We start from the raw sequence: 24,728 nt of genomic DNA on the forward strand, positions 1-24,728 counted from the left end.
TCGATTCGGATACCCATATTTCACATACCAGCCCTGCGCGCGGCGCATATCTTGCTGCAGGCGCAGCACAGGATATGGTTGGCTTGCAGGGCCCCATAGGGCGAGATATAGGGTGCGTGAAACTTTCATCAACCTTTTGCCATGGTTTTGCCACATGCCTAAAATTAACGGAAACGAGATCCGGCCCGGTAACGTTCTTGAACACAACGGGGGGCTGTGGGCCGCCGTCAAAGTCGACCACGTCAAGCCCGGCAAGGGCGGTGCCTTCGCCCAGGTCGAGATGCGCAACCTGCGCAACGGCTCCAAGCTGAACGAGCGCTTCCGCTCCGCCGACAAGGTCGAGCGCGTGCGGCTTGAGCAGAAAGATCAGCAATTTCTTTATGAAGACAACGGGATGCTGGTCCTCATGGACACCGAAACCTACGAACAGGTGCAGCTGTCGGCCGAGCTTCTGGGCGAACGCCGCCCCTTCCTGCAAGACGGCATGATGATCGTGGTCGAGTATCACCAGGACGAGGCACTAAATGCGTCGCTCCCGCAAAAAGTGACCTGCAAGGTCGTGGAAACCGAGCCTGTCGTCAAAGGACAGACCGCCGCGAACTCCTTCAAACCGGCCATTCTGGACAACGGCGTTAAGATTACCGTGCCGCCGTTCATCGCGCAGGACGAAGATATCATCGTCAATACGGAAACAATGGAATACGTCGAACGCGCTTGATTTCGCGTTATGCGTGTGCTTCGGCTAACGCGACGTAATTCCCTGTTAAGTTAGGTAAATGATCATGGCCCCCTGTGAAGCGGGGCCTCTTCGATTCAATTTGAGGCATTTTCCGGCATATCTGCACGGGTAACGCGCGCCGCATCGGCCTCCATCGTGCCTTCCGCCCGGTCGAAACGCAGGTAGGCGATGCCCGCGCCCCCCGATTGAGTGAAAAGCGTGCCGGCCGGTTTGCCCTCCGCCATCAGCGGCGTACCAACCTCCGCCGCGCCCTCGACATGGACGCGGGCAAGGCCCTTGCGCAGTTCCGTCTTGTGCTTCATCCGCGCGGTGACTTCCTGCCCCACGTAACAGCCCTTGCGAAAATCCACGCCGTTCAGCCGCTCGAACCCGGCCTCGAGAATAAAGGTGTCCGGTGTCAGCTCGACACCGGTTTCAGGGATCAGATGCGCGACCCGCAGCGCGTCCCAGTTCACGGTATCGTCGGTCTGGGGCGTATCGCGCAGGGCGCGCCAGCCCAACTCGGGCATGCGGGGATCGGCAAAACCGTCAGGGGGTACGTCGCCCTGCCCACGGTGAACGTGCAGATCGGTCGGCTCGATGGTCACAGCGGCGCGGAGCTTGTACATCGACAGGCGCTGCAACAGCGGATCGGCAAGCGTGGCATGCACGTCGAGCAGCACGTCGTCGCCATCCGCCACCAGAAAGAAATCGGCGATGTATTTGCCCTGCGGCGTCAGCAGGGCGGCATAGACGGCACTCTTCGACAATTTGCCAATGTCGTTCGTGACCAGCCCCTGAAGGAACTCCCTCGTATCCTTACCGGAAAGACGCAAAACGCGACGTTTTGTCATGGGTTTGTCCTTTGCCCGTGTTGATGAGATATAGTGATCCCACGCCAAGCTGAAAGGGGCAACATGCGCGCGCCGATCTCGGTCATCATTCCCACGCTGAACGCGGCAGAGCAGCTGCCGCGCTGTCTCAACGCGTTGATGGAAGGGCTCGAGGCCGGGCTGATCCGTGAATTGATCGTCTCCGACGGCGGCTCTACCGATGCCACGGGTGCCACGGCGCAGGCCTGGGGTGCAGAGGTGCTGCACGGCCCCCCCTCCCGCGGTGGACAGTTGCGCCGGGGCTGTGCCGCCGCCAGGGCCGATTGGCTTCTGATCCTCCACGCCGACACCGTGTTGCAGCCCGGCTGGGCCGAGGCCCTGCGCGCGCATCTCGGTCATCCGCAAAGGGCCGCATGGTTTCGCCTCAGCTTCGACAACGGCGGCCTCGCGGGCCGGGTCGTCGCGGGCTGGGCCAACCTGCGCAGCCGCTTCGGGCTTCCCTACGGCGATCAGGGCCTTCTGATCTCCTCAGCGCTCTACGCCAAGGTCGGCGGCTACCCCGATGTCCCGCTGATGGAAGACGTCGCCCTTGCCCGCGCCCTGAAGGGCAAGCTCACAGGCCTGCCAGTCATCGCCCAGACCAGCGCCGAGAAATACGTGCGTCAAGGCTGGATCAGACGCGGGGCGCGCAACCTCTGGACACTCATCCGCTACTTCGCAGGTGTCGACGTCGGCAGGCTCGCCGCCAGCTACCGCCGCTAACCGAACAACCGCGCTCCGATCCGCTGCCACAGCCCCTTGGGCTCCGCCGCGCCTTCGGCCTTTGCACGCGACTTCCGCACCCTCGGCACCGGGTCCTGCACCGTCCGCCCGTCCTGGAACTGCAACCGGTAGAGGTCCGCATACAGCCCGCCGCGCTCCAGCAGCGCCTCATGCGTCCCCTCGTCAACTACTCGCCCCCGGTCCATGACGACAATCCTGTCCGCATTTCGGATCGTCGCCAGCCGATGCGCGATCACGATAGTCGTGCGCCCCTTTGACAGTCGGTCCAGCGCCTCCTGCACCACCTTCTCGGACTGCGCATCCAGCGCCGAGGTCGCCTCGTCCAAAAGCAGAATACGCGTATCCCGCAAGAGCGCCCGCGCGATCACCACCCGCTGCCGCTGTCCGCCCGACAGGGCCGAACCGCGCGGCCCGACCATCGTGTCGAGACCCTTTTCCAACTGCGGCAGGAAGTCCGACACATGCGCTGCATCGAGCACCTCCCGCAACCGCTCCTCGCTCACATCCGCGCGGTCCAGCACGACATTCTCGCGCAGCGTCGCATCGAACAGCAGCGCCTCCTGCGTGACGACCGAAAAGAGCCCGCGCAAATCGGCTAGCTTCATATCCGTCGTGGCCACGCCGCCCAAGAGCGCCTTGCCGCCCTGCGGATCGACCAGCCGCGTCAGCACGTTGAACACCGTCGACTTGCCCGCCCCCGAGGCCCCGACCAGCGCCGTCGTCTCCCCCGCCTTCGCCACAAGGCTCAGCCGGTCCAGTACCCGCGTCTCACCGTAGGACAGGTCCACATCCCGCAGCTCGATCTCCGGCGTCCCCGTCGGTGCCGCCACTGGCGCCGCCGGATCGGTTAGCCGTACCGGCGCCTCCAGGAGCGCCCGGATACGCTCCAGCGCCGCCGCCGCGATCTGCCACAGCCCGCTGATCCCCCCCAGCCGCCGCAAGGGGCTGAAGGCAAAGCCCATAGCCGTGAAGAACGTCATGAACTGCCCGATTGTCTTGTCGCCCGAGATGATCTCGGACCCGCCGTAGAGGATCACCGCCATGAATCCGATCCCCGACAGGATATCCACCATCGCCGGGATCGCCGAATTCCCGAAGGCCGCCCGCACCTCTGTATCTATGAACCGCCCCGTCAGGTCCCGGTACTGCCGCGTCTGGTAGGCCTCCAGCGCGTTCAGCTTCACCTGCACGATCCCGTGGAACACCTCGTCGAGCCGCGTGGCCAAATCCGCCCCCAGATCCCGCGCCTCCCGCGCCCGTCGCCGCACGAAACGCTGCGCGGCAGCCGCCGGAAGCACCATGATCGGAATGCCCACACAGGCCAAAAGGGCCCAGACCGGATCAATGGAAATCGCCACGCCCACCAGCACCAGAAGCCCGATGAAATCCCGCCCCGCGCCAGTGATCACCGCGCGCCAGACGTCCTGCACCGCGTTCACGTCCGACTGCACCCGCTGAATGAGGAACCCCGGCGGATGCGACTGGTGGAACGCCCCGTCCTGCTTCATCATCCGCTCCAGCAGATCGACACGCATGTCCGCCGCCGTCCGCTGCGCGATCTTGGTCAGAAGCACCTTCTGGCTAACCCCCGCCACCGCGCGCAAAAGGAAAATCCCGATCAGCGTCAGCGCCACGAAGACCAGCGCATCATGCTCGCCCCCCACGAACACCCGGTCGAACATCGGCTCCATCAGCCGCGCCAGCGCGCCCAGCGTGCTGCCCTCGATGATCATGAAAACCACCGCCAGCGACATCATCCCGATGTGCTTGCGCAGGTAATCGCGCCAAAGCCACCCCAGCAGCTCCTTCGAGGTATAGGTCTGTTCGCTCATCGCGCGGCCCGCTTCCGTTGCATGCGGTCCGGTCTAGTCATGCGTGCCGCAAGGGGCAAGCGCACCGTTCGGGTGTTGACCTCGCCACGGCGACACCTAATGTCCGCCGCGAAGGACGCAGGAAAGGCTGGCCCGATGACAACACCCCCCAATCTCTCGAACGGCCGCAGCTACCTCGCCATCCCCGGACCGTCCGTGATCCCCGACGCCGTCCTTCAGGCCATGCACCGCGCCGCCCCCAACATCTACGCAGGTGAACTGGTGGAAATGATGCCCGGCCTCACCGCAGACCTCAAACGCGTCGCCCGCACCAAGCACAATGTCGCCATGTACACCGGCAACGGCCACGCCGCGTGGGAGGCGGCGCTGGTGAACGTCATCCAACCCGGCGACAAGGTCCTCGTCCCCGCCACGGGCCGCTTCGGCATCGGCTGGGGCGAAATGGCCCGCTGCATCGGGGCCGAGGTGCAGGTGATCGACTTCGGCAAATCCTCCCCCATGGACATGGCGCAGGTGACCGAAGCCCTGCGTGCCGATAAAGCGCACAAAATCAAGGCGGTACTTGGCGTCCACGTCGACACCTCCACCTCGATCAAGAACGACATCCCCGCCCTGCGCGCCGCCATCGACGCCGCCGACCATCCCGCTCTCCTGATGGCCGACTGCATCGCCTCGCTTGGCTGCGACCGGTTCGAGATGGACGACTGGGGCGTCGACGTCATGGTCACCGGCTGCCAGAAGGGCCTGATGGTCCCCCCCGGCATGTCCTTCGTCTTTTTCAACGACAAGGCCGAGGCGCGCCGCGCCGAACTGCCCCGAGTGAGCTGGTACTGGGACTGGACCCCGCGCGCCCATGCCGAGCAGTTCTTCCAGTACCACGGCGGCACCGCCCCCACGCACCACCTCTACGGGTTGCGCAAAGCGCTCGACATGATCCACGCCGAAGGCATCGAACAGATCTGGGCCCGTCACGAGGTTCTCGCCCGCGCTGTCTGGGCCGCCTGCGAGGCATGGTCGACCGAAGGCAGCTTTGGCATGAACGTGAAGGATCGCCAGTACCGCAGCCACGCCGTCACCTCTCTCCGGCTCGAAGCGCCCAAGGCCACCGCCCTGCGCGACTGGGTCGAGGGCCAGATCGGCCTCACCCTCGGCATCGGCCTTGGCATGGCGGACCCGGGCGACCCGGCGTGGCACGGCTTTTTCCGGCTGGGCCACATGGGTCACGTCAATGGCCACATGATCCTGGGGATGCTGGGCGGGATCGAAGCGGGGATGCGCAGCCTCGGCGTCGCCCACGGCAAAGGCGCGCTCGATGCGGCGGCAGAGGTGATCGCGGGCGGCTGATCGGCAGGTCAGCCCCGGGCGATTTCGATCCGCGAAATCACCTTGTTCACCAGCCAGCCAAGGACGGCCACAGCCAGAAGTCCCCAGATCGCCCAGATCACCATGAAAATCCACGTGATATTCACGCCGAACATCACGATGCAGGCTTGGGTAAAGTCGGGTGCCGCGGGGCGGTCGTGGTGGTCGCGCATAGCTGTCTCATCGCTGTGACAAAACAACTATAACGCGGCTTTCGTGGCCGTCAGCTTCTTTTTGCGTCCGCCAGTGCCTTGGGCAGGGCGGCCGCAAAGGCGTCAAGCTGCTCTGCCGTGCCACAGCTCACCCGGATGCACCGGTTCTGCGGGGCGGCGAAGGGCATCCGCACGAAGATGCCACGCGACACAAGCCCATCGATCACCGCCTTGGCAAAGACCGCGTCGCGCCCGCAGTCGATGGCCACGAAGTTCGCCGCCGAGGGCAGGGGCGTGAGGCCGTTCGCTTGGGCGATCTCTGCAATCCGGTCCCGCGCGGCGGCAACCTTGCCCACTGTCTCGCGCAGCCATGCCTGATCCCCCAGCGCCGCCAGCGCTCCCGCCTGGGCCGAGCGGTTCATCCCGAAGTGGTTCCGCACCTTGTTGAAAGCCGAGATCAGCTCCGGCGCGCCAAGCGCATAGCCGACACGCGCCCCCGCCAGCCCGTAGGCCTTAGAAAACGTGCGCATCCTGATCACACGTGGATCGTCCCAGTTCAGCGGCAAGGCCGTGCCTTCGGGTGCCGTATCCACATAGGCCTCATCCAGCACCAGCACCGTACCCTCGGGCAGTCGGTCCATCGTTTTCGCAAGCGCCGCGCCTTCGTGCCACGACCCCATGGGATTGTCCGGGTTGGCGAGGTAGACAAGCTTCGCCCCCACCTCCGCCGCCTTCGCGAACAGCGCCTCCGGGTCTTCGTGATCGTCCCGGTAGGGCACCTTGTGGAGCGTCCCGCCAAAGCCTGCGACATGGTAGTTGAACGTCGGATAGGCCCCGTCCGATGTCACCACCGCATTGCCCTCGGCCACGAACAGCCGCACGAGATACCCCAGAAGCCCGTCGATCCCTTCACCGACGACGATATGCTCCATGGTCGTCCCATGGTGCGCGGCAAGCGCCGTGCGCAGGTCATAGGACTCCGGATCGCCGTACATCCAGTGCCCTGTCGCCGCGATGGCCGCCTGCGCGGCAGGCGAGGGACCAAAGACGTTCTCGTTCGCGCCAAGACGGGCGTCGAAAACACGGTCCATGGCGCGCTCCTGCGCCTCGGGACCGACGAAAGGCACCGTGGCGGGCAGGGATTTGGCAAGTGAGGTAAAACGATACTCTGTCATGGCTGCTGTGATAGGCGCGCCCCGCGCCCTCGGCAAGCCTTGTCAGAACGCCCCGTGAGACTTACATGAGAACCACTCGCAACAAGGCCGGAACCCCCATGCCCAAGCTCACCCGCCGCAGCTTCATCGCGGCCTCTGCCGCCGCCGCCACCGTCCGCACTCTGCCGCAAATCGCCGCGAAGCCCCCCGCGCGGCGCATCCTGACACTGGTCTACGACAAGAGCCTCGGCATGATGCGCGCCATCGACCGCCTGGTACCCTGAAATGCCCTGACGTTTCTCTGGCCTCTCCCCCGCATTTGCGCTCAACTGCCGCAAAGGCACAGGAGGATCACATGGCCCGCGTTTCCGTCACCTACGAGAACAACATCGCCTTCGTCACGCTCACCCGGGCGGACAAGATGAACGCCGTCGATGACGAGATGATCGCCGCGATCATCGCCGCCGGTCAGGAGGTGGCCGAGTCTGACGCCCGCGCCGTGGTGCTCTCGGGCGAGGGGCGCGCGTTCTGCGCGGGCATCGACATCACCGGGCTGTCGGGCATGATGGGTAAGGACCCGAACGAGGCGCTGATGCCGCGCACCCACGGTCACGGCTCCACCAACAAGTGGCAGGAGGTCGCGATGATCTGGCACCGGATGGAGGTGCCCGTCATCGCCGCCGTCCACGGCGTCTGCTTTGGCGCGGGCATCCAGCTGGCGCTGGGGGCCGACATCCGCATCGCGGCCCCCGGCACGCGGTTCGCAGTGATGGAGATGAAATGGGGCATCGTGCCTGACATGGGCGGCATGGTGCTCTTGCCCAAACTGGTGCGTTCGGACGTGCTGCGGCGGCTGACCTACACCGCCGAGCAGGTCGAGACCGAACAGGCGCTGGCCTGGGGTCTGATCACAGAAGTGGCCGATAACCCCCTGGAATCCGCCACGAAACTGGCCGAGACCATCGCCGACAAGAGCCCCTCGGCCATCCGCGCGGCCAAGCGGCTGATCGGAATTGCCGAGAGCAAGAACGAGGTCGACGTGCTGGAGGCGGAGTCGGAGATACAGGCCAAGCTGATCGGAAAGCCCGACCAATTGGCTGTGATCGCCAAGGAAATGGGCAAGCGGACGGCGTGAAACCCAGGCCCCGCGATTCGGAGCGGGGTCAAGGATGCCGAAGGCACCGCGCTTGCGCGGCGTGTCCTTGAGGCCGGTCCGACTCGCCCATCACCCTTGGGAAAGGTCGTTCAGGACGCATTGCGCCCTGAACACCTTCTCAGCAAGATCAATACTTTAACCACCAAAGCGACGCCGGGCACCGTGGCTCGGGGTGCAGCCTCCCCCAAGCCAAAAGCGTCGCGCGCAGCGCGTCCTTAGGATCACGCCACCTCGGAAAGACGGTCGAGTGCCGCCTGAAGCTGGTCGGCTTCCTCCTGCCGGGCCTCGAGGTTCGCCTCGGCCTCCGCGACCACGTCCTCGGGGGCCGACTCGCGGAACTTCGGGTTGTTAAGACGTCCCTTCAAGCCACCGATTTCCTTGGACAATTTGTCCAGAGACTTCTGCAAGCGCGCCTTCTCCTCGTCAATGTCGATCAACCCTTCGAGTGGCAGGCCGAAGGTGGTACCCGGAGCGGCGATGGACACCGTGGCTTTCGGAAATCCGTCAACCTTTTCAAGGCTTTCCACGCGGGCGAGGCGCTTGATCATCGCCTCGTTGCGGTCCCAGGCGGATTGGGCGGCCTCGTCCATGCCGGTGACCATCATCGGAACATGCAGACCGGCGGGCACGTGCATTTGTGCGCGCGCCGAACGGATGTTCTCGATCAGGCCGATCACCCAGTTGAGCTCGCGGTCCGCGTCGGCGTCCAGAAGCGCGTCGGTGGTATAGGTCGGCCAGTCGGCATGGACCAGCATTTTCTCCCGTTTTCCAGTGGTTTGCCAGAGTTCTTCGGTGATGAAGGGCATGATGGGATGGAGCAGGATCAGGCATTGGTCGAGCACCCAGCGCATGGTCTGGCGGGTCTCTTCGGCCTCGGGCGCGCCCTCTTGCAGGAGGGGTTTCGACAGTTCCACGTACCAGTCGCAGACCTTGCCCCAGACGAAGGCATAAAGCGCGCTCGCGGCGTCGTTGAAGCGGAAGTTTTCCAGCGCCGCGTCGACCTCTTCGCGGACGCGGGCGGTCTCTCCGATGATCCACTTGTTGAGGGCTGCAGCGGGCTGCACCTTGGGTACACCCCCGGTACACCCCCCGTACACCCCCCCGCCGGCCTCAAAGACGCCGTTCATCTCGGCGAACCGGTGGGCATTCCACAGCTTGGTGCCGAAATTCCGGTAGCCCGCGATGCGCTGGGTCGAGAGCCGCAGGTCGCGGCCCATGGCGGCCATGGCGGTCAGGGTAAAGCGGACGGCATCGGCGCCGTATTCGTCGACCAGTTCCAGCGGGTCGAGGACGTTGCCGAGGGATTTTGACATCTTCTTGCCCTTCTCGTCACGCACCAGCGCGTGGACGTAGACGGTGTCGAAGGGACGTTCGCCCACCACGGCGTATTGCATCATCATCATCCGGGCGACCCAGAAGAAGATGATGTCGAAGCCGGTGATCAGGACGGAGGTGGGGAAGTATTTCTTGAGCTCTTCCGTCTTTTCGGGCCAGCCGAGGGTGCCGATGGGCCAGAGACCGGAGGAAAACCAGGTGTCGAGGACGTCTGGGTCGCGGCCTAGGAATACGACCATTACTCCGGGCTCAAGCCCATCGACAGAAGCGGTTGCCGGACGGTCTCGACCGTCGTTGTCAACATTAGAAATCGCGGTTGGCGTCGGCTTGACTACCAACTCTTTGTCTGGGTTCCTTTCAGCGTGAAATTGCCTGGCTTTCTCAAATGCTTCTGCCTCGCTCGCGGCGCAGAACTCATTACCCCAATCATCAAACCAAACCGGTATCTGATGCCCCCACCAAAGTTGGCGGGAGATGCACCACGGCTCGATGTTTTCCAGCCAGTGGAAATAGACTTTCTTGTCCTGCTCGGGCAGGATCTCGGTGTCGCCGTTGCGGACGGCGTCGATGGCGGGGCCGACGATATTGGCGGTGTCGACGAACCACTGGTCGGTCAGCATCGGCTCGATGACCACCTTGGAGCGGTCGCCGAAGGGCTGCATGATCTTCTTGGCCTCGACGAGGGGAACAAGCGTGTCCTCGCGCGCCTCGCCGCCTTCTTCGGGGGCGATGGGCTTTTGCGCGGCCTTGCCAAGGCGCGGGTCGTGGGCCTGTGTCATCACGGCGAGGCCCTCGGCGGTGATGTCGGCCACGACGGCCTTGCGCGCCTCGAAGCGGTCCATCCCGCGGTAGCCGTCTGGAACGAGGTTCATCGCGGCGATCTTGGCCTCGTCGAAGTCCTCTTCGCCCCGCGCGATGCGCTGCGCGGTGGCGGCTTCCTCGGCGTAGGGACGGCCATCGGCGCGCATGGCGCCCTTGGTGTCCATGAGGTTGTACATCGGGATGTTGCCGCGCTTGGCGACCTCGTAGTCGTTGAAGTCATGCGCGCCGGTGATCTTGACGGCACCCGAGCCGAAATTTGGGTCGGGGTAGTCGTCGGTGATGATCGGGATCAGGCGGCGATGCTCTTTCGGGCCAACAGGTATTTCACATAGTTTTCCGATAATTGGCGCGTAACGCTCATCCGATGGATGAACCGCAACCGCGCCGTCGCCCAGCATGGTTTCGGGGCGCGTGGTGGCGATGGAGATATAGTCGCGCTCTTCCTCGAAGAGCACGTTGCCGTCCTCGTCCTTCTCGACGAAAGTATAGGTCGCCCCGCCCGCGAGCGGGTATTTGAAGTGCCACATGTGGCCGTCGATTTCGATGTTCTCGACTTCGAGGTCCGAGATCGCGGTCTCGAAATGCGGGTCCCAGTTGACCAGCCGCTTGCCGCGGTAGATCAGCCCCTTGTTGTACATGTCCACGAAGACCTTGATGACGGCGTCGTGGAAGTTGCCTTCCTCGCCCTCGGGGGCGCCCGGGGCGCCGGACATGGTGAAGGCGTTGCGCGACCAGTCGCAGGAGGCGCCGAGGCGCTTCAATTGTTCGATGATGGTGCCGCCCGATTGCTTCTTCCATTCCCAGACTTTTTCCAGAAACGCCTCGCGGCCCAGTTCGCGGCGCGAGGGTTGCTGGGTGCGGGCAAGCTCACGCTCGACGACCATCTGGGTGGCGATGCCTGCGTGGTCCTGACCGGGCTGCCAGAGCGTGTCGAAGCCGCGCATGCGGTGCCAGCGGGTCAGGATATCTTGGAGTGTGTTGTTGAAGGCATGGCCCATGTGCAGCACGCCCGTGACGTTGGGCGGCGGGATCATGATCGAGAAGGTCTCATCGCGGCTGGCATTGGCACCGGCCTTGAAGGCACCGGCCTCTTCCCAGGCGGCGTAAAGGCGCGCTTCGGCTTGCGCCGCGTTGAATGTCTTGTCCAGAGCCATGATCGTCGTTCCTTCGTCGCGGATTGGGGGTGATCTAGCGGAGCTTGGCGGGAAGGAAAAGGGCCGGGCGTGCGGCGCTCTCGCGCTTAAGCGCGAATTGCCCCGCCCGCCGTCCCGTATGGGTGCTTGACCGGCTGGCGGCGGTGCGCCTTCGGGCGGGGTGCAGGAGTTGTATGGGAAAGATGAAGTCGGGGCGGCGCGCGCCGGTCCGGATGGGGTGGACATGGAGCGGTCAGCGGTTATGTCTGGGAGAGAAGTCATTCCCAGCAAAAGAGCGATCATCATGGAGAAATTCGGCAAATCCCAGTCCGTCAAGCGCACCGAGGATGTCCGGTTCCTGACCGGCGAAGGGCGGTATGTGGATGACATTGCACCCGAAGGCGCGCTCCATGCCTATTTCCTCCGTTCGCCGGTGGCGCATGGGGAGATTGCGGAGCTCGACGTTTCGGACGCGGCGGAGGCCGACGGGGTGCATCTGGTGTTGACCTGCGCCGATCTCGAAGCGGCGGGGATGAATATCGGGCTGGCGGGGATGGTCGTTGACAACCGCGACGGGTCCAAGGGGGCGGCCCCGATGCGTCCGATGCTGGCCAAGGACCGGGTGCGCTACGTGGGCGAGCCGGTGGCGATGATCGTGGCTGAGACGCTGGCGCAGGCGCGGGATGCGGCCGAGCTGGTGATGCTGGATATCGACGAATTGCCCGCCAAGATGGACATGGCGGCGGGCGGCGAAACGCTGCATGACGAGGCGCCGGACAACAAGGCATTCGACTGGGGCATGGGGGACGCGGCGGCCACGCAGGCGGCCTTTGATGCGGCCGCGCGGACCGTGGCACTTGAGATAGAGGACAACCGCATCATCGTCAATTCGATGGAGCCGCGCGGCTGCTACGCGGAATGGACCGACGGCAAGCTGCATGTGGCCAACAACGGGCAGGGGGTCTGGGCGCACAAGGGCTTTCTGAAACAAGCGTTTGGGCTCAAGGACGAGGAGGTGCGGGTGACGAACCCCGACACCGGCGGTGGGTTCGGCATGAAGGCGATGACCTACAACGAGTATTTCTGCGTGGCACAGGCCGCGCGGGTGCTGGACCGGCCGGTGCGCTGGATGTCGGAGCGCACGGAAGCGATGCTGAGCGACAACCAGGGGCGGGATCTGACGTCTTTGGCGGAGTTTGCCTTTGACGCGGACAAACGGATCACCGCCTACCGGGTGACGAGCAAGTGCAACCTCGGGGCCTATAACTCCCAGTTTGCGCAGTTCATCCAGACGCAGCTGTTCAGCCGGGTGCTGATGGGGGTTTACGACGTGCAGACGACATGGCTGCAGGTCGACGGGTTCTATACCAACACCGTGCCGGTCGATGCCTATCGCGGTGCGGGGCGGCCCGAGGCGATCTATGTGCTGGAACGGCTGATCGACCGGGCAGCGCGCGAGCTCGGGGTCGATCCCTGGGAGTTGCGCCGGATCAATTTCATCAAGCCCGATCAGTTTCCCTATACCACGTCGACGGGCGAGACCTATGACGTGGGCGATTTCAACAAGGTGCTCGCGCGGGCCGCGGCAGAGGCGGACCGGGACGGGTTCGAGGCGCGCAAGGCGGCGGATGCCAGGCGCGGGCTGCTGCGGGGGCAGGGGCTTTGCTATTACATCGAATCGATCCTGGGCGATCCGTCGGAGGGGGCCAAGGTGGTGTTCGAAGACGATGGCACCGTGTCGATCTACGTGGGTACCCAGTCGAACGGGCAGGGGCACGAGACGGTCTATGCGGCGTTCTTGAGCGACCAGACGGGCATTCCGCTTGAGAAGATCACCGTGGTGCAGGGGGATTCGGACCTGATTGCACAGGGCGGAGGCACCGGCGGCTCGCGCTCGGTCACGACGCAGAACAACGCGACGCTGGCGACGGTGGCCAAGATGACGGAGGCCTTTACCGCCTTTCTGTCGGAAGAGATGGGTGTGCCCGCCTCGGAGATCAGCTTTGACGACGAGCGATTCCGTGCAGAAGGCTCGAACCTGACGCCGACGATGCTGGAATTGGCCGAGATGGCGCGTGAAAAGGGGCGCGAGGACCTTCTGACCCATCACGAACGCGCGACGCTGCCTGCGCGCAGTTTCCCCAACGGGGCCCATGTGGCCGAGGTGGTGATCGACCCCGAGACCGGTATCGTGATCACCGACCGCTACACGGTCGTTGACGATTTCGGCAATCTTATCAATCCGATGCTGGCCGAGGGGCAGGTGCATGGCGGGGTCGCGCAGGGCGTGGGCCAGGCGGTGCAGGAGCGGGTGGTCTACGACGAGGACGGTCAGCTTCTGACCGCGTCCTTCATGGACTATGCCTTGCCGCGGGCGGCCGATCTTCCTTACATTTCCTTTACCTCCGAACCCGTACCCTCGACCGCCAACATCATGGGCATGAAGGGCTGCGGCGAGGCGGGCACCGTCGGCGCGCTGGCGGCGGTGGCGAATGCGGTGCAGGATGCGCTTTGGGAGCACGGTGTGCGGCAGGCCGACATGCCTTTCACGCCGCACCGTGTGTGGGAGATGATGCATGGGGAGCGGATCGCAACCGAGTAACGGCAAGGCGGGCGGAGAGAGACCGCCCACCACCCATGTCATCATCCTTGACGGCACGCTGTCCTCGCTCGTGCCGCTGTGCCAGACCAATGCGGCGCGCACCTACATGCTGCTCCGCGAGGTGGGGCGCAGCGTGTCGATTTACTACGAACCGGGGCTTCAGTGGGACAACTGGCGGTCGATCAGGGATGTGATCACCGGCAAGGGGATCAATCGGCAGATCCGGCGCGCCTACGGCTGGCTGGCTTCGCGCTACCGGCCCGGGGACCGGATTTTCCTCTTTGGCTATTCGCGCGGGGCCTATGCGGTGCGCTCGCTGGCGGGGGTGATCGACCTCGTGGGGCTTCTGCGACCCGAGCACACGACCCACCAGAATGTGCGCGAAGCCTACCGGCATTACGAACTGTCCCTCTTCAGCCCGACCGCACGCGCCTTTATCGAACACCGCTGTCACGAGCGGGTCGAGATCGACATGATCGGGGTCTGGGACACGGTGAAATCGCTGGGGATCAACGCGCCGCTGCTGTGGCGGTTGTCGGAGGCGCGGCACGCGTTTCACAACCATGACCTCAGCAGCATCGTGAAGCACGGCTATCACGCGCTGGCCCATGACGAGACGCGGGTGGCGTTCAAACCGGTGCTTTGGCAGTGTCACGACGCCTTTGCGGGCCGGATCGAACAGGTGTGGTTTCCGGGTGCCCATGGAGATGTGGGCGGCCAACTGGGCGGTTACGAGGCGGCGCGGCCGTTGGCGAATATCCCGCTGGTCTGGATGCTGCACTGCGCCGCGCAGTCCGGCCTGCCGCTGCCCGACGGCTGGGAGGCGCGCTTTCCGCGCGACGCCATGGCCCCGGTGCGCGGCACCTGGCGGGGGCACGGCAAGGTCTTGATGAGCCGCAGGAAGCGGATCATCGGCGCGGACCGGTCGGAGCGGCTGCACGAGAGCGTGCAGACGCGGATGGCGGCGCGTGAGAAGCTGACGGCAAGCGAGCGGGCGGTGCTTTTGGGGAGCCCGGGCACGGAGGGCTGAGCTTTCGGGTGTCAGGCGATCTTCATTACGATGCAGGTGGTGGAGCCCGTGGCATAGAGCTTGCCGTCCTCGACTCCCCTGATCTCGCCGTGGGCGACGCCGGTAGAGCGGCCCACGTGATCCGTCTCGCCGATACAGTCCACGGTCATACCCAGCGGGATGGGGCGCAGGATGTTCACCTTGTATTCAAGCGTCGTGTAGACCGAGCCGCGGGGGATGCGGCTCATCACCGCGCAGGCCATAGCGCTGTCGAGCAGGGTGCCGTACCAGCCGCCATGGACGGTGCCCATGGGGTTGGTGACGTTGAATTCAGGTGTGCCGCGAAAGACGACGCGGCCTTCGTCAACCGAATGGAGGGTGTATCCCATGGTGCCGCCGATGGGCGGGCCGGGGTTGGTGCCGTCGAGCATGGATTGCATGTATTCCAGCCCGCTGAGCTTCAGCACTTCGGCCTGGGTCAGAAGGTCATCGGGGCTGGTGGCAAGGCGGCGCATGGGCGATCTCCGGCAGGGGTTATCCTGCCGGGATGCTGGGGCGAATGACCTGCGAGTGCAAGCAGTTACGCGACGTTCTCGAGCGCGACCTGCGGCGTGACACCGATGGCGCGGCAGACGTTGCGCGTGAGTTCCGCGCGGTTGAGCGTGTAGAAATGCAGGTTCTCGACGCCCGCGTCGATGAGCTTGCTGCACATCTCGGTGCAGAGCGCGGTTGCCAGCAGGTCGTGGCGGTCGTCGCGGATGGCGGTCTTGAAGGCGTCGTCGATCCACTGGGGCACCGGGGTGCCGCAGCGGGTGGCGAAGTTGCGGGCCGATTTCCAGTTCACGATGGGCAGGATGCCGGGTGTGACGGGTTTGTCGATGCCTGCCGCGGCACAGGCATCGCGGAAGCGCAGGAAGCTGTCGGCCTCGAAGAAGAACTGGGTGATCGCCTCGTCCGCACCGGCGTCGAACTTGCGCTTGAGCCACTCGATATTGGCGGCCATGTCGGCGGCTTCGGGGTGGCTGTCGGGGTAGGCGCCGACGCGGATGGTGAACTTGCCGGTCTTGGCCAGCGCCTCGATCAGCTCGCAGCTGTTGGCGAAACCCTCGGGGTGGGGGGTGAAGGTGGTGTCACCGTTCTGAGGATCGCCGCGCAGGGCGACGATGTCGGTGACGCCGATCTTCGCGAAGCTTTCGGCGACTTCTAGTGTCTCGGCCTTGCTGGCACCGACGCAGGTCAGGTGGCCCGCAACCGGCAGGCCCGAGGTGCGGCGCAGCACGTGTGCGGCATCATGGGTCAAGTCGCGCGTGGTGCCCCCGGCACCGTAGGTGACCGAGAAGAAACGCGGGGCGAGCGGGGCCAACGCCTGTGCCGTGTCCCAAAGGTTGAACGCGGCATCCACGGAGCGGGGCGGAAAGACTTCGAAGGAAACTTTGGGGGCTGACATGGTCGGTCCTTTGCGAATTCAGTCACCCCTTGTCTCATATGAGGCGATGTGAGACAAACTCATAAATCTCATCTTTAATATGAGGATGTCCTCACATGCATATCGAATTTCGTCATCTTCGGACGATCCAGGCGATCCACGAGGCAGGCGGGCTGGCGCGGGCGGCAGAGCAGATGAACATCACGCAATCGGCGTTGTCGCATCAGGTCAAAGGGCTGGAGGATCAGGCGGGCGTGGAGCTTTTCGTGCGGCGTTCGAAGCCGTTGAAGCTGTCGCCTGCCGGGCAGCGTCTGCTGAAACTGGCGCAGCAGGTTTTGCCGCAGGTGCAGGCCCTGCAGGACGAATTCGCGGGCCTGCGCGAGGGCAGCACGGGGCGGATGCATATCGCCATCGAGTGCCACGCCTGTTTCGAATGGCTGTTCCCGGTGCTGGAGCAGTTCCGGCGGGCCTGGCCGGATGTCGACGTGGATATTCGTCCGGGCCTCGCTTTCGATGCCTTACCGGCGCTGCTGCGCGAGGAGGTGGACCTTGTCGTCTCCTCCGACCCCGAGGAGCTGCCGGGGGTCGAGTTTGTCGAACTCTTTGATTACCAGGCGGTTTTTGTCGCGGCGAGCGCGCATCCGCTGGCCGACAAACCCTTTGTCGAAGCGCAGGATTTCCGGGGCGAGACGCTGATCACCTACCCGGTGGAACGCACGCGGCTGGATGTGTTCAGCCAGTTGCTGATCCCGGCCAAGGTGGAGCCTGCGGCGATCCGGCAGGTGGAATTGACGGCGGTGATCCTGCTGCTGGTGGCGTCGAACCGGGGGGTCTCGGTGCTGCCTGACTGGGTGGTGCGAGAGGTGAAATATTCCTCGGACTACGTGACACGGCCCCTGACAGAGCAGGGGATCACCCGGCGGCTTTACGCGGCGGTGCGCAGCGACGATCTGGAGAAACCTTATATGAAAAAGCTTCTGTCCCTCGCGGGGGAAGAAGCGCGCAAGTTGCAGGCGCAGTGAAGATGCGCTTGCGGCATGTGATCGGCGCTCTGGCGCTGATGCTCTCAGCTGCTTCGGCAGCAGGCGCGCAGCATCGCCCGGAGGTAACGGTGCTGACGCCCTGGCTCAGCGCCCGCTTCGCGCCGCCCCCGTGGTCACGCAGCGGCGATCTGGCGCAGACCGGTGAAGTGCTTCGGCAGGAGGGGAAAACCGAGGCCGGGGTGGATTTTCTGGTCATCGAAGCTTTTCCCAAGGGGGAAAATGCAGCAGACTGGACGCAACGCTATCTTTTCGTGGCCGAAAGCCCGCTGGACGGCGATTTTCAGGATTTCGTGAACCTGCAGGTGTCGACCCTGGGGCGCGGCTGTACGGAAGCGGCGCTGGTTTTCGACCGGGTACTGTCAGAGACCGAGCGGCTGATGATCGTCTATTGCGGTGCGCTCAAGGACCGTCCGGCAGAGGGCGAGGTGATCTTTCTGAAGATGGCGCTGGCGGGCAGGACGCTGGGCAAGCTGTCGCAACACATCCGGGTGGCGGCCTTCGATCTGTCGAAAACCAAGCGCAATCCGCCTGTACCCGTGGACGTGCTGCGCGCGGCGCTGGTACGGGTGGCGCGGATGGAACTTGCGCCGATCGGGCGGTGAGCCACCGGGCGCGGACGCGCCCGGCGCTGAATGGCGTCAGCCGACCTTGACGATGGCCTTGCCGTGGTTGCCGCCCGTCAGCAGGTCCATGAAGGCCTGCGGCGCGTTCTCGAGCCCCTCGGTGATGTCCTCGGCGTATTTCACGCGGCCATCGGCGATCATAGGGGCAACCTCGGCCACGAAGTCGGGGAAGCGGTCCCAGTGGTTGGAGATGATGAAGCCGTTCACGGAGAGGAAGTTCACGAGGATCGTGCGCCAGAGTTTCGGCGCGGTCAGCCCCTCCTGCGCGGCACTCGCCCCAAGGCCGCCTGCGTTGTACCAGGCGATCATGCCGCACAGCGGGATGCGGCCATGGGGGTTCATCAGCGTTATCGCGGCCTCGAGCACCTTACCGCCGACGTTCTCGAAATAGATGTCGATGCCATCGGGCGCGGCCTCTTTCAGCGCGGCGCGCAGGTCGCTGGCGGTCTTGTAGGCACGGTGGTCGATGCAGGCGTCAAAGCCGAATTCCTCGACGGCGAGCTTGCATTTGTCCGCCCCGCCCGCGATGCCCACGGCGCGCAGGCCCTTGGCCTTGGCCAGCTGGCCCACCATGGAGCCGACGGGGCCGGTGGCGGCGGCGACGGCGAGGGTTTCGCCCTTTTTCGGGCGGCCCAGTTCATTGAACCCGTACCAGCCGGTGAAGCCGGGCATACCAAGGACACCAAGGGCGGTGGTCACCGGGGCCTGATTGGGGTCGATCTTGCGGCACATGCGGGCGTCGGCCACCGCGTGAGTGGCCCAGCCGAACATGCCGAAGACGTGGTCGCCCTCCTTGAAATGCGGGGAGTTGGAGGCGAGGACCTGGCCCACACCGCCACCTTCCATCTTGCCGCCGACGGGCACCGGCTGGGCGTAGGATTTCGCGTCGTCCATGCGGCCGCGCATATAGGGGTCGAGCGACATGTGGCTCACGGCGACGAGGATTTCGCCGTCGCCCGGCGTGGGCATATCGGCGGTCTCGAGCCGGAAGTTGTCATGGGTCGGCGCGCCGTCCGGGCGGCTGGCCAGCACGATCTGTTGCATTTTGTCGGTCATGGTGTCTCTCCCCTCGGGTTTGTTTCGCGCCAGACTGACGGATTGGTGCGGAATGGCAAGGGGGGGTGGACGGGGCGTCCACCTTACGGGGGGCGTTCGGTAAGGTGGGCGCACCGCCCACCCTTGGCATCCGGGCGCAAGGGGCCTAAAGGGGGCATCTGATCGAGGCAAAGAGGTCCCCCATGGTTGGCAGCGCGAATCTCAACATCATGATCAAGGCGGCGCGCAAGGCGGGCCGGTCGCTGGTCAAGGACTTCCGCGAGGTCGAGAACCTGCAGGTGTCGATGAAGGGCGCGGGGGATTTCGTCTCCAAGGCCGATCTGGCCGCCGAGAAGATCCTCAAGGAGGAACTGATGGGCGCGCGGCCCACCTATGGCTGGCTGGCCGAAGAGGGTGGCGGCGAGGACGGGCAGGACCCGACGCGGCGCTGGATCGTCGATCCGCTGGACGGGACCACGAACTTCCTGCACGGGCTGCCGCACTGGGCGGTGTCGATTGCGCTTGAGCACAAGGGGCAGGTCGTGGCGGGCGTGGTCTTTGACCCGGCCAAGGACGAGATGTTCTTTGCCGAGAAGGGCGCCGGCGCCTGGATGAACGAGAGCCGTCTGCGCGTCTCGGGGCGCAGCAAGATGATCGAGAGCATCTTTGCCACCGGGCTGCCCTTTGGCGGGCGGTCGGACCTGCCGGAGACGTTGAAAGAGCTTGGCCGCCTGTTGCCCGCCTGCGCTGGCGTGCGGCGCTGGGGGGCGGCGGCGCTCGACATGGCTTACGTGGGCGCGGGGCGCTACGACGGCTTCTGGGAGCGGCGGCTGAACGTCTGGGACGTGGCGGCGGGGCTGATCATCGTGCGCGAGGCGGGCGGGTTGGCTGAGCCTATTGATCCCGAGCGCGACATTCTTGAGCACGGGCAGGTGGTTTGCGCGAACGAGCCGATCTTTGCCAGCTTTGCCAAGGTGATCCGGGGCTGATCCCTATTTGGCGTCTGCCGGGTGGTTGATGCCGTCGGTCCATGGGACCGGCTCATGCTCCCACGTGTTCACGCCCTCGATACACCCGAGGTTCACGCCGCATTCGGCGGGGTTCGAGCGGCGTTGGTGGTGGGTGTAGATGCCGCAGGTCTTGCAGAAATAGTGTTTCGCGGTGTGGGTGCCCCAGCTGTAGAGCGTCAGGTTATCGGCCCCCTTGGTGACCTCGAGCGTGGCGGCAGTGGCCATGACGGCGGCGGCCTGCCTGCGACGGCAGAAGGAGCAGGTGCAGCGGCTGACGTCCGACAGGCCGCGCGGCAGGGTCGCGGTCAGCGTCACGGCCCCGCAGTGGCAGGAGGCGGTGATCTGCATCTGGGTGGCGTCGGTCATCTGCGTCTGACCTTGGGAATGCGGCTGCTGTTGATCCGGGGGTATTTCGTTTCGGGATGTGGCGGATGGCCATCGGTGCGCCGCCAGAAGGCGGTGGCCCCGCGCTTCATCCAGAGGGGAATCGCGCCGATAAGCCCCGCCGCGAAGCCGCCTGCGTGGGCCCAGTAGGCGACGCCGCCGAGGTTCGGGTCGGCACCGATGCCGCCAAGGAACTGCATGCCGAACCAGAGGGTCAGCAATATCCAAGCGGGGATCGGGAAGATACGGAAGAAGACGATGAAGATCACAAGGATATCCACCTGCGCCTTTGGGAAGAGCAGCAGGTAGGCGCCCATGACGCCCGCGATGGCGCCGGAGGCGCCGACCATGGGGACGCGCGAGGTGGGCTCGATCGCAACTTGGGTGAGCCCTGCGGCCACGCCGACGACGAGGTAGAAAAGGAGGAAGGGGATATGGCCCATCTCGTCCTCGACATTGTCGCCGTAGATCCACAAAAACAGCATGTTGCCCGCTAGGTGCATCCAGCCGCCGTGCAGGAACATGGAGGTGAAGAGGCCCTCGAAGCCGTAGCCCTGACCGATGCGGGCGGGCACGAGCGCGTAGGCGTTGTAGAAGGCACCGATCGCGCGTTCGTCCCCGAGGATCGGGACGTAGCTGAGGAAAATGCCGATGTTGGCCGCCATCAGGATGTAGGTGACGAAGGGAATGCGGCCCGAGGGGTTGTGATCGCGGATCGGAAACATGGGGCGACGCTGGGGGATTGGTGGCGCGGGGTCAAGAGCGGGAATGCCGCAGGATGTGCGCTCACCGTTTAGTTTGGCGAAGATGCGCCCCGGATGTGGTCCGGGGCGATTTCTCAGGCGGAGAGACCCCGCGATAGACCCCGGGGCGCTTGGGTTCTAGCTGGCCGCACCCAGCAGCGCCGCGTTGCCCCCCGAGGCGGTGGTGTCCACGCAGACGTGGCGCTCGGCGCGGACGCGGGCGGGGTCAGGCATGCCGGGGATCAGGGGGATGATCGGGCCTTTGCGCTTAGCCAGCGCCTGTTCGATTTCCCTACCGGTCTCCGCTTCGCCCCACCACAGAATGCCGCCGTACTCCGGGCCGGTGGTCAGCAGTGCGGGGTCGATCTGGCCGGTGGCTTTCAGCGCCGTGCCGCCCAGGGCTTCGACGGCGCGGGCCTGTGCCGCGACGGTCTCGGACCCCGGTCCCATGCAGAGCAGCGCATTCCGGGGGAGGGTGGAGAGGCGATTCGACTCGCCCGTGGGTCCGGGCATCGAGAGGGTTTCGATGGGCCTGTAGGGTCCGTGTTTGGGCAGGGCGGGCAGGCTGTCCTGCGGCTTGTCCCATGCTCCCTCCACGCTCTGCACATCGGGCTTGCCGAAGCGCGGCAGGTAGTTCGGACCGCCCGCCTTGGGGCCGGTGCCCGAGAGACCTTCGCCGCCGAAGGGCTGGCTGCCGACGATGGCGCCGATCTGGTTGCGGTTGATGTAGATGTTGCCCGCCTCGATCCGCTCGGAGACGTACTGCACGCGGTCGTCGATGCGGGTGTGCAGGCCGAAGGTCAGCCCGTAGCCGGTCGCGTTGATGGCGTCGATCACCTTGTCGAGGTCGTGGGATTTGAAGGTGGCCAGATGCAGCACGGGGCCGAATATCTCGCGCTCCAGATCGCCGATGCCTTTGACGCGCAGGATCGTGGGGGCGATGTAGGTGCCTTGCGCCGGGGTCTTGAGTTCGGCCAGCAGGCGGCCCTCGGCGCGGGCGGTCTCGATATGGTCGGCGATGGTTTTGCGCGCGGCCTCGTCGATGACGGGGCCGACGTTGGTGCTCAGCTCCCACGGGTTGCCCATGCGCAGGGTTTCCATGGCCCCGATCAGCATCTTTGTGAGGTCCTCGGCGATGTCCTCCTGCACATAAAGGCAGCGCAGGGCCGAGCAGCGCTGGCCTGCGGACTGGAAGGCGCTTTCCACGATGGCCTGCACGGCCTGTTCGGGCAGCGCGGTGCTGTCCACGATCATCGCGTTCAGACCACCGGTTTCCGCGATGAGCGGCGTGCCGGGGGCGCAGTGGTCGGCCATGTTGGCGCGGATGCGCTGGGCGGTGGCGGTAGAGCCGGTGAAGGCGACGCCGTTGATGCGTGCGTCACCGGTGAGCGCGGCGCCCACGTCGCCGCCGCCGGGCAGCAGTTGCAGGGCGGTTGGCGGGACGCCTGCCTTGAGCAGGGTCTGCACGGTCAGATGCGCGATGAGCGGCGTTTGCTCGGCCGGTTTGGCGAGCACGGCATTGCCTGCGGCCAGCGCGGCCGAGACCTGGCCCACGAAGATCGCCATGGGGAAGTTCCACGGCGAGATGCACGTGAAGATACCTGCGGGCGGCTCGTCGGTGGCCTGGGCGGCGTAATAGCGCAGGAAATCAACGCCTTCGCGCAGTTCGGCCACGCAGTCGGGCAGCGACTTGCCCGCCTCGCGCGCCAGAAGGGCGAAGATTTCGCCGAAGTTGTCTTCGAGCATCTCGGCGGCTTTCAAGAGCACCTTGCGGCGCTCTGACAGCGGGGCGGTCCAGGGTTCCGCCTTGTCGAGCGCGGTCGCCACGTCCTTGGCGGACGCGTTGCGCACGGTGCCGGGGGAGGCATCGGGGTCGGCGGGGTTGATCACGGGCTGGGCGGCCTCGGGCTGGGCCTTGCCCGCAAGGATCGGGGCGGCCTGCCACTGGTGGTCCTTGTACTTGTTGCGGGCCTTGTCGATCTCGACCAGCGTGGGCGTGTGGCTGAGGTCGAAGCCGCGCGCGTTGGCGCGCAGGGGGGCAAAGACCTCGGGGCCCTTGGCGATGGTCATGTTGGTCTGGCCCAGCTGCTCGAAGGGGTCGGCGGCGACCACCTCCGGGGGCACGTCCTCGTCCACGATCTGGTTGACGAAGCTGGAGTTTGCGCCGTTTTCCAAGAGACGCCGCACGAGGTAGGCCAGAAGATCGCGGTGCGCGCCGACAGGGGCGTAGATGCGACAGCGGGTGCCGTGGTCTTTCATCACCAGCGTATGCAGCGTCTCGCCCATGCCGTGCAGGCGCTGGAATTCGAACTTTTCCTTGTCGTCTGCCATGTGCAGGACGGCGGCGACGGTGTGGGCGTTGTGGGTGGCGAATTGAGGATAGATGCGGTCGGTCAGGCTCAGAAGCTTGCGGGCGTTAGAGATGTAGCTGACGTCGGTCGCGGCCTTCTGGGTAAAGACGGGAAAGCCGTCGACACCGTCGACCTGCGCGCGCTTGATCTCGGTGTCCCAGTAGGCGCCCTTGACAAGGCGCACCATGATCTTGCGGTCGTGGCGGGTGGCCATTTCGTAAAGCGTGTCGATGACGGTGGCAGCACGGGGGCCGAAGGCCTGCACGACGATGCCGAAGCCGTCCCATCCCGCAAGCGCGGGTTCGGACATCACGCGGTCGATGACCTGGAGCGAGAGGGCAAGGCGGTCGGCCTCTTCGGCGTCGACGTTGAGGCCCATGCCGGCGGATTTCGCCAGCAGGCAGAGGGCACGCAGGCGCGGGACAAGCTCGGTCATGACCGAGTCTTCCTGTGCGACCTCGTAGCGGGGGTGCAGGGCGGAGAGCTTGACGGAAATGCCGGGATTTTTCCGGATATCGTCGTGGGTGCAGGCGGTTGCGATGGCCGCGATGGCGCGGGAATAGCTGAGGTGATAGCGCTTGGCGTCGGCCTCGGTGCGCGCGGCCTCGCCCAGCATGTCGTAGCTGTAGGTGAAGCCCTTCTTCTCCATGCCCTTGGCGCGGTCCATGGCGGCACCGATATCCTCGCCCAGCACGAACTGGCGGCCCATTTCCTTCATCGCGCGCGACACTGCGGTGCGGATCACCGGCTCGCCCAGCCGCTTGATCGCGGCGCGCAGGTGACGGACGGGGCCGGGCTGATCGTCGTCGAGCACGCGGCCCGTCAGCATCAGCGCCCAGGTGGAGGCGTTGACGAGCGACGAGGTGGAATGGCCGAGATGACGGCCCCAGTCCGACGGCGCGATCTTATCCTCGATGAGCGCGTCGATGGTGTCGGCGTCGGGCACGCGCAGGAGCGCTTCGGCCAGGCACATCAGCGCCACGCCCTCGTCGGTGGAGAGGCCGTATTCGGCAAGGAAGACTTCCATCAGCCCCGGGGAGGTCGTGGCGCGGATGGCGCGTACCAGATCGGCGGCGCGGGACGAGATCTCGGCCCGTTCCTCGCCGCTCAGCTTGGCATTATCGACAAGCCGCGCAAGGACCGCGTCGGCGTCGGCATACATGTTGGCGTCGATCTTCAGGCGCAGGTTCTCGGGCGTATCGTAAGCCATCTTATCCTCCAA

The 24,728-nt window shown here is 65.2% G+C and carries 21 protein-coding genes; 10 read left to right on the forward strand and 11 right to left on the reverse strand.

Annotated elements, in window-relative coordinates:
* The first annotated feature begins 154 nt into the window (after positions 1-154).
* The gene (efp, locus tag AB2B41_RS07155; protein ID WP_367877078.1) at positions 155-718 is read left to right on the forward strand and encodes an elongation factor P; all 564 of its coding nucleotides are present in this window, start codon (positions 155-157) and stop codon (positions 716-718) included.
* Between the two features lie 95 nt (positions 719-813).
* Here efp and ygfZ read toward each other — a convergent pair whose 3' ends face one another.
* Positions 814-1,572, reverse strand: a complete 759-nt coding sequence (ygfZ, locus tag AB2B41_RS07160; RefSeq protein WP_367877079.1) for a CAF17-like 4Fe-4S cluster assembly/insertion protein YgfZ — start codon at positions 1,570-1,572, stop codon at positions 814-816.
* A 63-nt stretch (positions 1,573-1,635) separates the two neighbouring features.
* Between ygfZ and AB2B41_RS07165 the strand changes: the two genes are divergently transcribed.
* The gene (locus AB2B41_RS07165; RefSeq protein ID WP_367877080.1) at positions 1,636-2,313 is read left to right on the forward strand and encodes a TIGR04283 family arsenosugar biosynthesis glycosyltransferase; all 678 of its coding nucleotides are present in this window, start codon (positions 1,636-1,638) and stop codon (positions 2,311-2,313) included.
* Here AB2B41_RS07165 and AB2B41_RS07170 read toward each other — a convergent pair.
* On the reverse strand, positions 2,310-4,166 hold the full coding sequence (locus AB2B41_RS07170) for an ABC transporter ATP-binding protein (RefSeq protein WP_367877081.1): 1,857 nt from the start codon (positions 4,164-4,166) through the stop codon (positions 2,310-2,312). The genes AB2B41_RS07165 and AB2B41_RS07170 overlap by 4 nt on opposite strands.
* Before the next feature lie 135 nt (positions 4,167-4,301).
* Here AB2B41_RS07170 and AB2B41_RS07175 point away from each other — a divergent pair, with 135 nt between their 5' ends.
* Complete coding sequence (locus AB2B41_RS07175) at positions 4,302-5,510, forward strand: pyridoxal-phosphate-dependent aminotransferase family protein (RefSeq protein WP_367877082.1); 1,209 nt, start codon at positions 4,302-4,304, stop codon at positions 5,508-5,510.
* 8 nt (positions 5,511-5,518) lie between these two features.
* Here the strand turns inward: AB2B41_RS07175 and AB2B41_RS07180 are convergent, their stop codons facing one another.
* Both AB2B41_RS07180 and AB2B41_RS07185 read right to left on the reverse strand, forming a co-directional pair.
* Positions 5,519-5,701 carry a hypothetical protein gene (locus AB2B41_RS07180; protein ID WP_367877083.1) on the reverse strand — a complete coding sequence of 61 codons (183 nt, stop codon included), beginning with the start codon at positions 5,699-5,701 and terminating at the stop codon, positions 5,519-5,521.
* A 50-nt stretch (positions 5,702-5,751) separates the two neighbouring features.
* On the reverse strand, positions 5,752-6,855 hold the full coding sequence (locus AB2B41_RS07185; RefSeq protein WP_367877084.1) for a pyridoxal phosphate-dependent aminotransferase: 1,104 nt from the start codon (positions 6,853-6,855) through the stop codon (positions 5,752-5,754).
* A gap of 65 nt (positions 6,856-6,920) precedes the next feature.
* On the opposite strand from AB2B41_RS07185, the gene AB2B41_RS07190 reads away from it, so the two are divergent.
* Together AB2B41_RS07190 and AB2B41_RS07195 are read left to right on the forward strand one after the other, a co-directional pair.
* Positions 6,921-7,118, forward strand: a complete 198-nt coding sequence (locus tag AB2B41_RS07190) for a Tat pathway signal protein (RefSeq protein WP_367877085.1) — start codon at positions 6,921-6,923, stop codon at positions 7,116-7,118.
* Between the two features lie 71 nt (positions 7,119-7,189).
* Entirely contained in the window at positions 7,190-7,969 is a 780-nt protein-coding gene (locus AB2B41_RS07195) for a crotonase/enoyl-CoA hydratase family protein (RefSeq protein WP_367877086.1), read from the forward strand.
* A 242-nt stretch (positions 7,970-8,211) separates the two neighbouring features.
* Here AB2B41_RS07195 and AB2B41_RS07200 read toward each other — a convergent pair whose 3' ends face one another.
* On the reverse strand, positions 8,212-11,301 hold the full coding sequence (locus tag AB2B41_RS07200) for a valine--tRNA ligase (RefSeq protein ID WP_367877087.1): 3,090 nt from the start codon (positions 11,299-11,301) through the stop codon (positions 8,212-8,214).
* Positions 11,302-11,584: 283 nt separating this feature from the next.
* Between AB2B41_RS07200 and AB2B41_RS07205 the strand changes: the two genes are divergently transcribed.
* Positions 11,585-13,882 (forward strand): xanthine dehydrogenase family protein molybdopterin-binding subunit, encoded by a 2,298-nt coding sequence (locus tag AB2B41_RS07205; protein WP_367877088.1) that lies wholly within the window; start codon positions 11,585-11,587, stop codon positions 13,880-13,882.
* Positions 13,857-14,912 (forward strand): DUF2235 domain-containing protein, encoded by a 1,056-nt coding sequence (locus AB2B41_RS07210; RefSeq protein WP_367877089.1) that lies wholly within the window; start codon positions 13,857-13,859, stop codon positions 14,910-14,912. Before AB2B41_RS07205 ends, AB2B41_RS07210 begins: the two co-directional genes overlap by 26 nt.
* A gap of 11 nt (positions 14,913-14,923) precedes the next feature.
* Here AB2B41_RS07210 and AB2B41_RS07215 read toward each other — a convergent pair whose 3' ends face one another.
* Both AB2B41_RS07215 and metF read right to left on the reverse strand, forming a co-directional pair.
* Positions 14,924-15,406, reverse strand: a complete 483-nt coding sequence (locus AB2B41_RS07215; RefSeq protein WP_367877090.1) for a PaaI family thioesterase — start codon at positions 15,404-15,406, stop codon at positions 14,924-14,926.
* 65 nt (positions 15,407-15,471) lie between these two features.
* Positions 15,472-16,338: a methylenetetrahydrofolate reductase [NAD(P)H] gene (metF, locus tag AB2B41_RS07220; RefSeq protein ID WP_367877091.1), complete on the reverse strand. Its 867-nt coding sequence runs from the start codon at positions 16,336-16,338 to the stop codon at positions 15,472-15,474.
* Positions 16,339-16,433: 95 nt separating this feature from the next.
* Here metF and AB2B41_RS07225 point away from each other — a divergent pair, with 95 nt between their 5' ends.
* Both AB2B41_RS07225 and AB2B41_RS07230 read left to right on the forward strand, forming a co-directional pair.
* A complete protein-coding gene (locus AB2B41_RS07225) occupies positions 16,434-17,339 on the forward strand; it encodes a LysR family transcriptional regulator (protein ID WP_367877092.1) in 906 nt (301 codons plus the stop codon).
* Between the two features lie 2 nt (positions 17,340-17,341).
* A complete protein-coding gene (locus AB2B41_RS07230; RefSeq protein WP_367877093.1) occupies positions 17,342-17,962 on the forward strand; it encodes a hypothetical protein in 621 nt (206 codons plus the stop codon).
* 36 nt (positions 17,963-17,998) lie between these two features.
* Here AB2B41_RS07230 and AB2B41_RS07235 read toward each other — a convergent pair whose 3' ends face one another.
* Positions 17,999-19,039 carry an NADP-dependent oxidoreductase gene (locus AB2B41_RS07235; protein ID WP_367877094.1) on the reverse strand — a complete coding sequence of 347 codons (1,041 nt, stop codon included), beginning with the start codon at positions 19,037-19,039 and terminating at the stop codon, positions 17,999-18,001.
* A 182-nt stretch (positions 19,040-19,221) separates the two neighbouring features.
* On the opposite strand from AB2B41_RS07235, the gene AB2B41_RS07240 reads away from it, so the two are divergent.
* Positions 19,222-20,007, forward strand: coding sequence for an inositol monophosphatase family protein (locus tag AB2B41_RS07240; protein WP_367877095.1), 786 nt, complete (start codon positions 19,222-19,224; stop codon positions 20,005-20,007).
* Between the two features lie 3 nt (positions 20,008-20,010).
* Here AB2B41_RS07240 and AB2B41_RS07245 read toward each other — a convergent pair whose 3' ends face one another.
* From AB2B41_RS07245 to putA, 3 genes are all read right to left on the reverse strand, one after another.
* Complete coding sequence (locus AB2B41_RS07245; protein WP_367877096.1) at positions 20,011-20,394, reverse strand: GFA family protein; 384 nt, start codon at positions 20,392-20,394, stop codon at positions 20,011-20,013.
* Complete coding sequence (locus AB2B41_RS07250; protein ID WP_367877097.1) at positions 20,391-21,137, reverse strand: rhomboid family intramembrane serine protease; 747 nt, start codon at positions 21,135-21,137, stop codon at positions 20,391-20,393. The genes AB2B41_RS07245 and AB2B41_RS07250 overlap by 4 nt, the downstream gene beginning before the upstream one ends.
* 156 nt (positions 21,138-21,293) lie before the next feature.
* Positions 21,294-24,716 carry a bifunctional proline dehydrogenase/L-glutamate gamma-semialdehyde dehydrogenase PutA gene (gene putA / locus AB2B41_RS07255; RefSeq protein WP_367877098.1) on the reverse strand — a complete coding sequence of 1,141 codons (3,423 nt, stop codon included), beginning with the start codon at positions 24,714-24,716 and terminating at the stop codon, positions 21,294-21,296.
* Positions 24,717-24,728 lie beyond the last annotated feature (12 nt).

The sequence above is a fragment of the Sulfitobacter sediminis genome (assembly GCF_040811725.1).
GTDB lineage: Bacteria > Pseudomonadota > Alphaproteobacteria > Rhodobacterales > Rhodobacteraceae > Sulfitobacter > Sulfitobacter sediminis.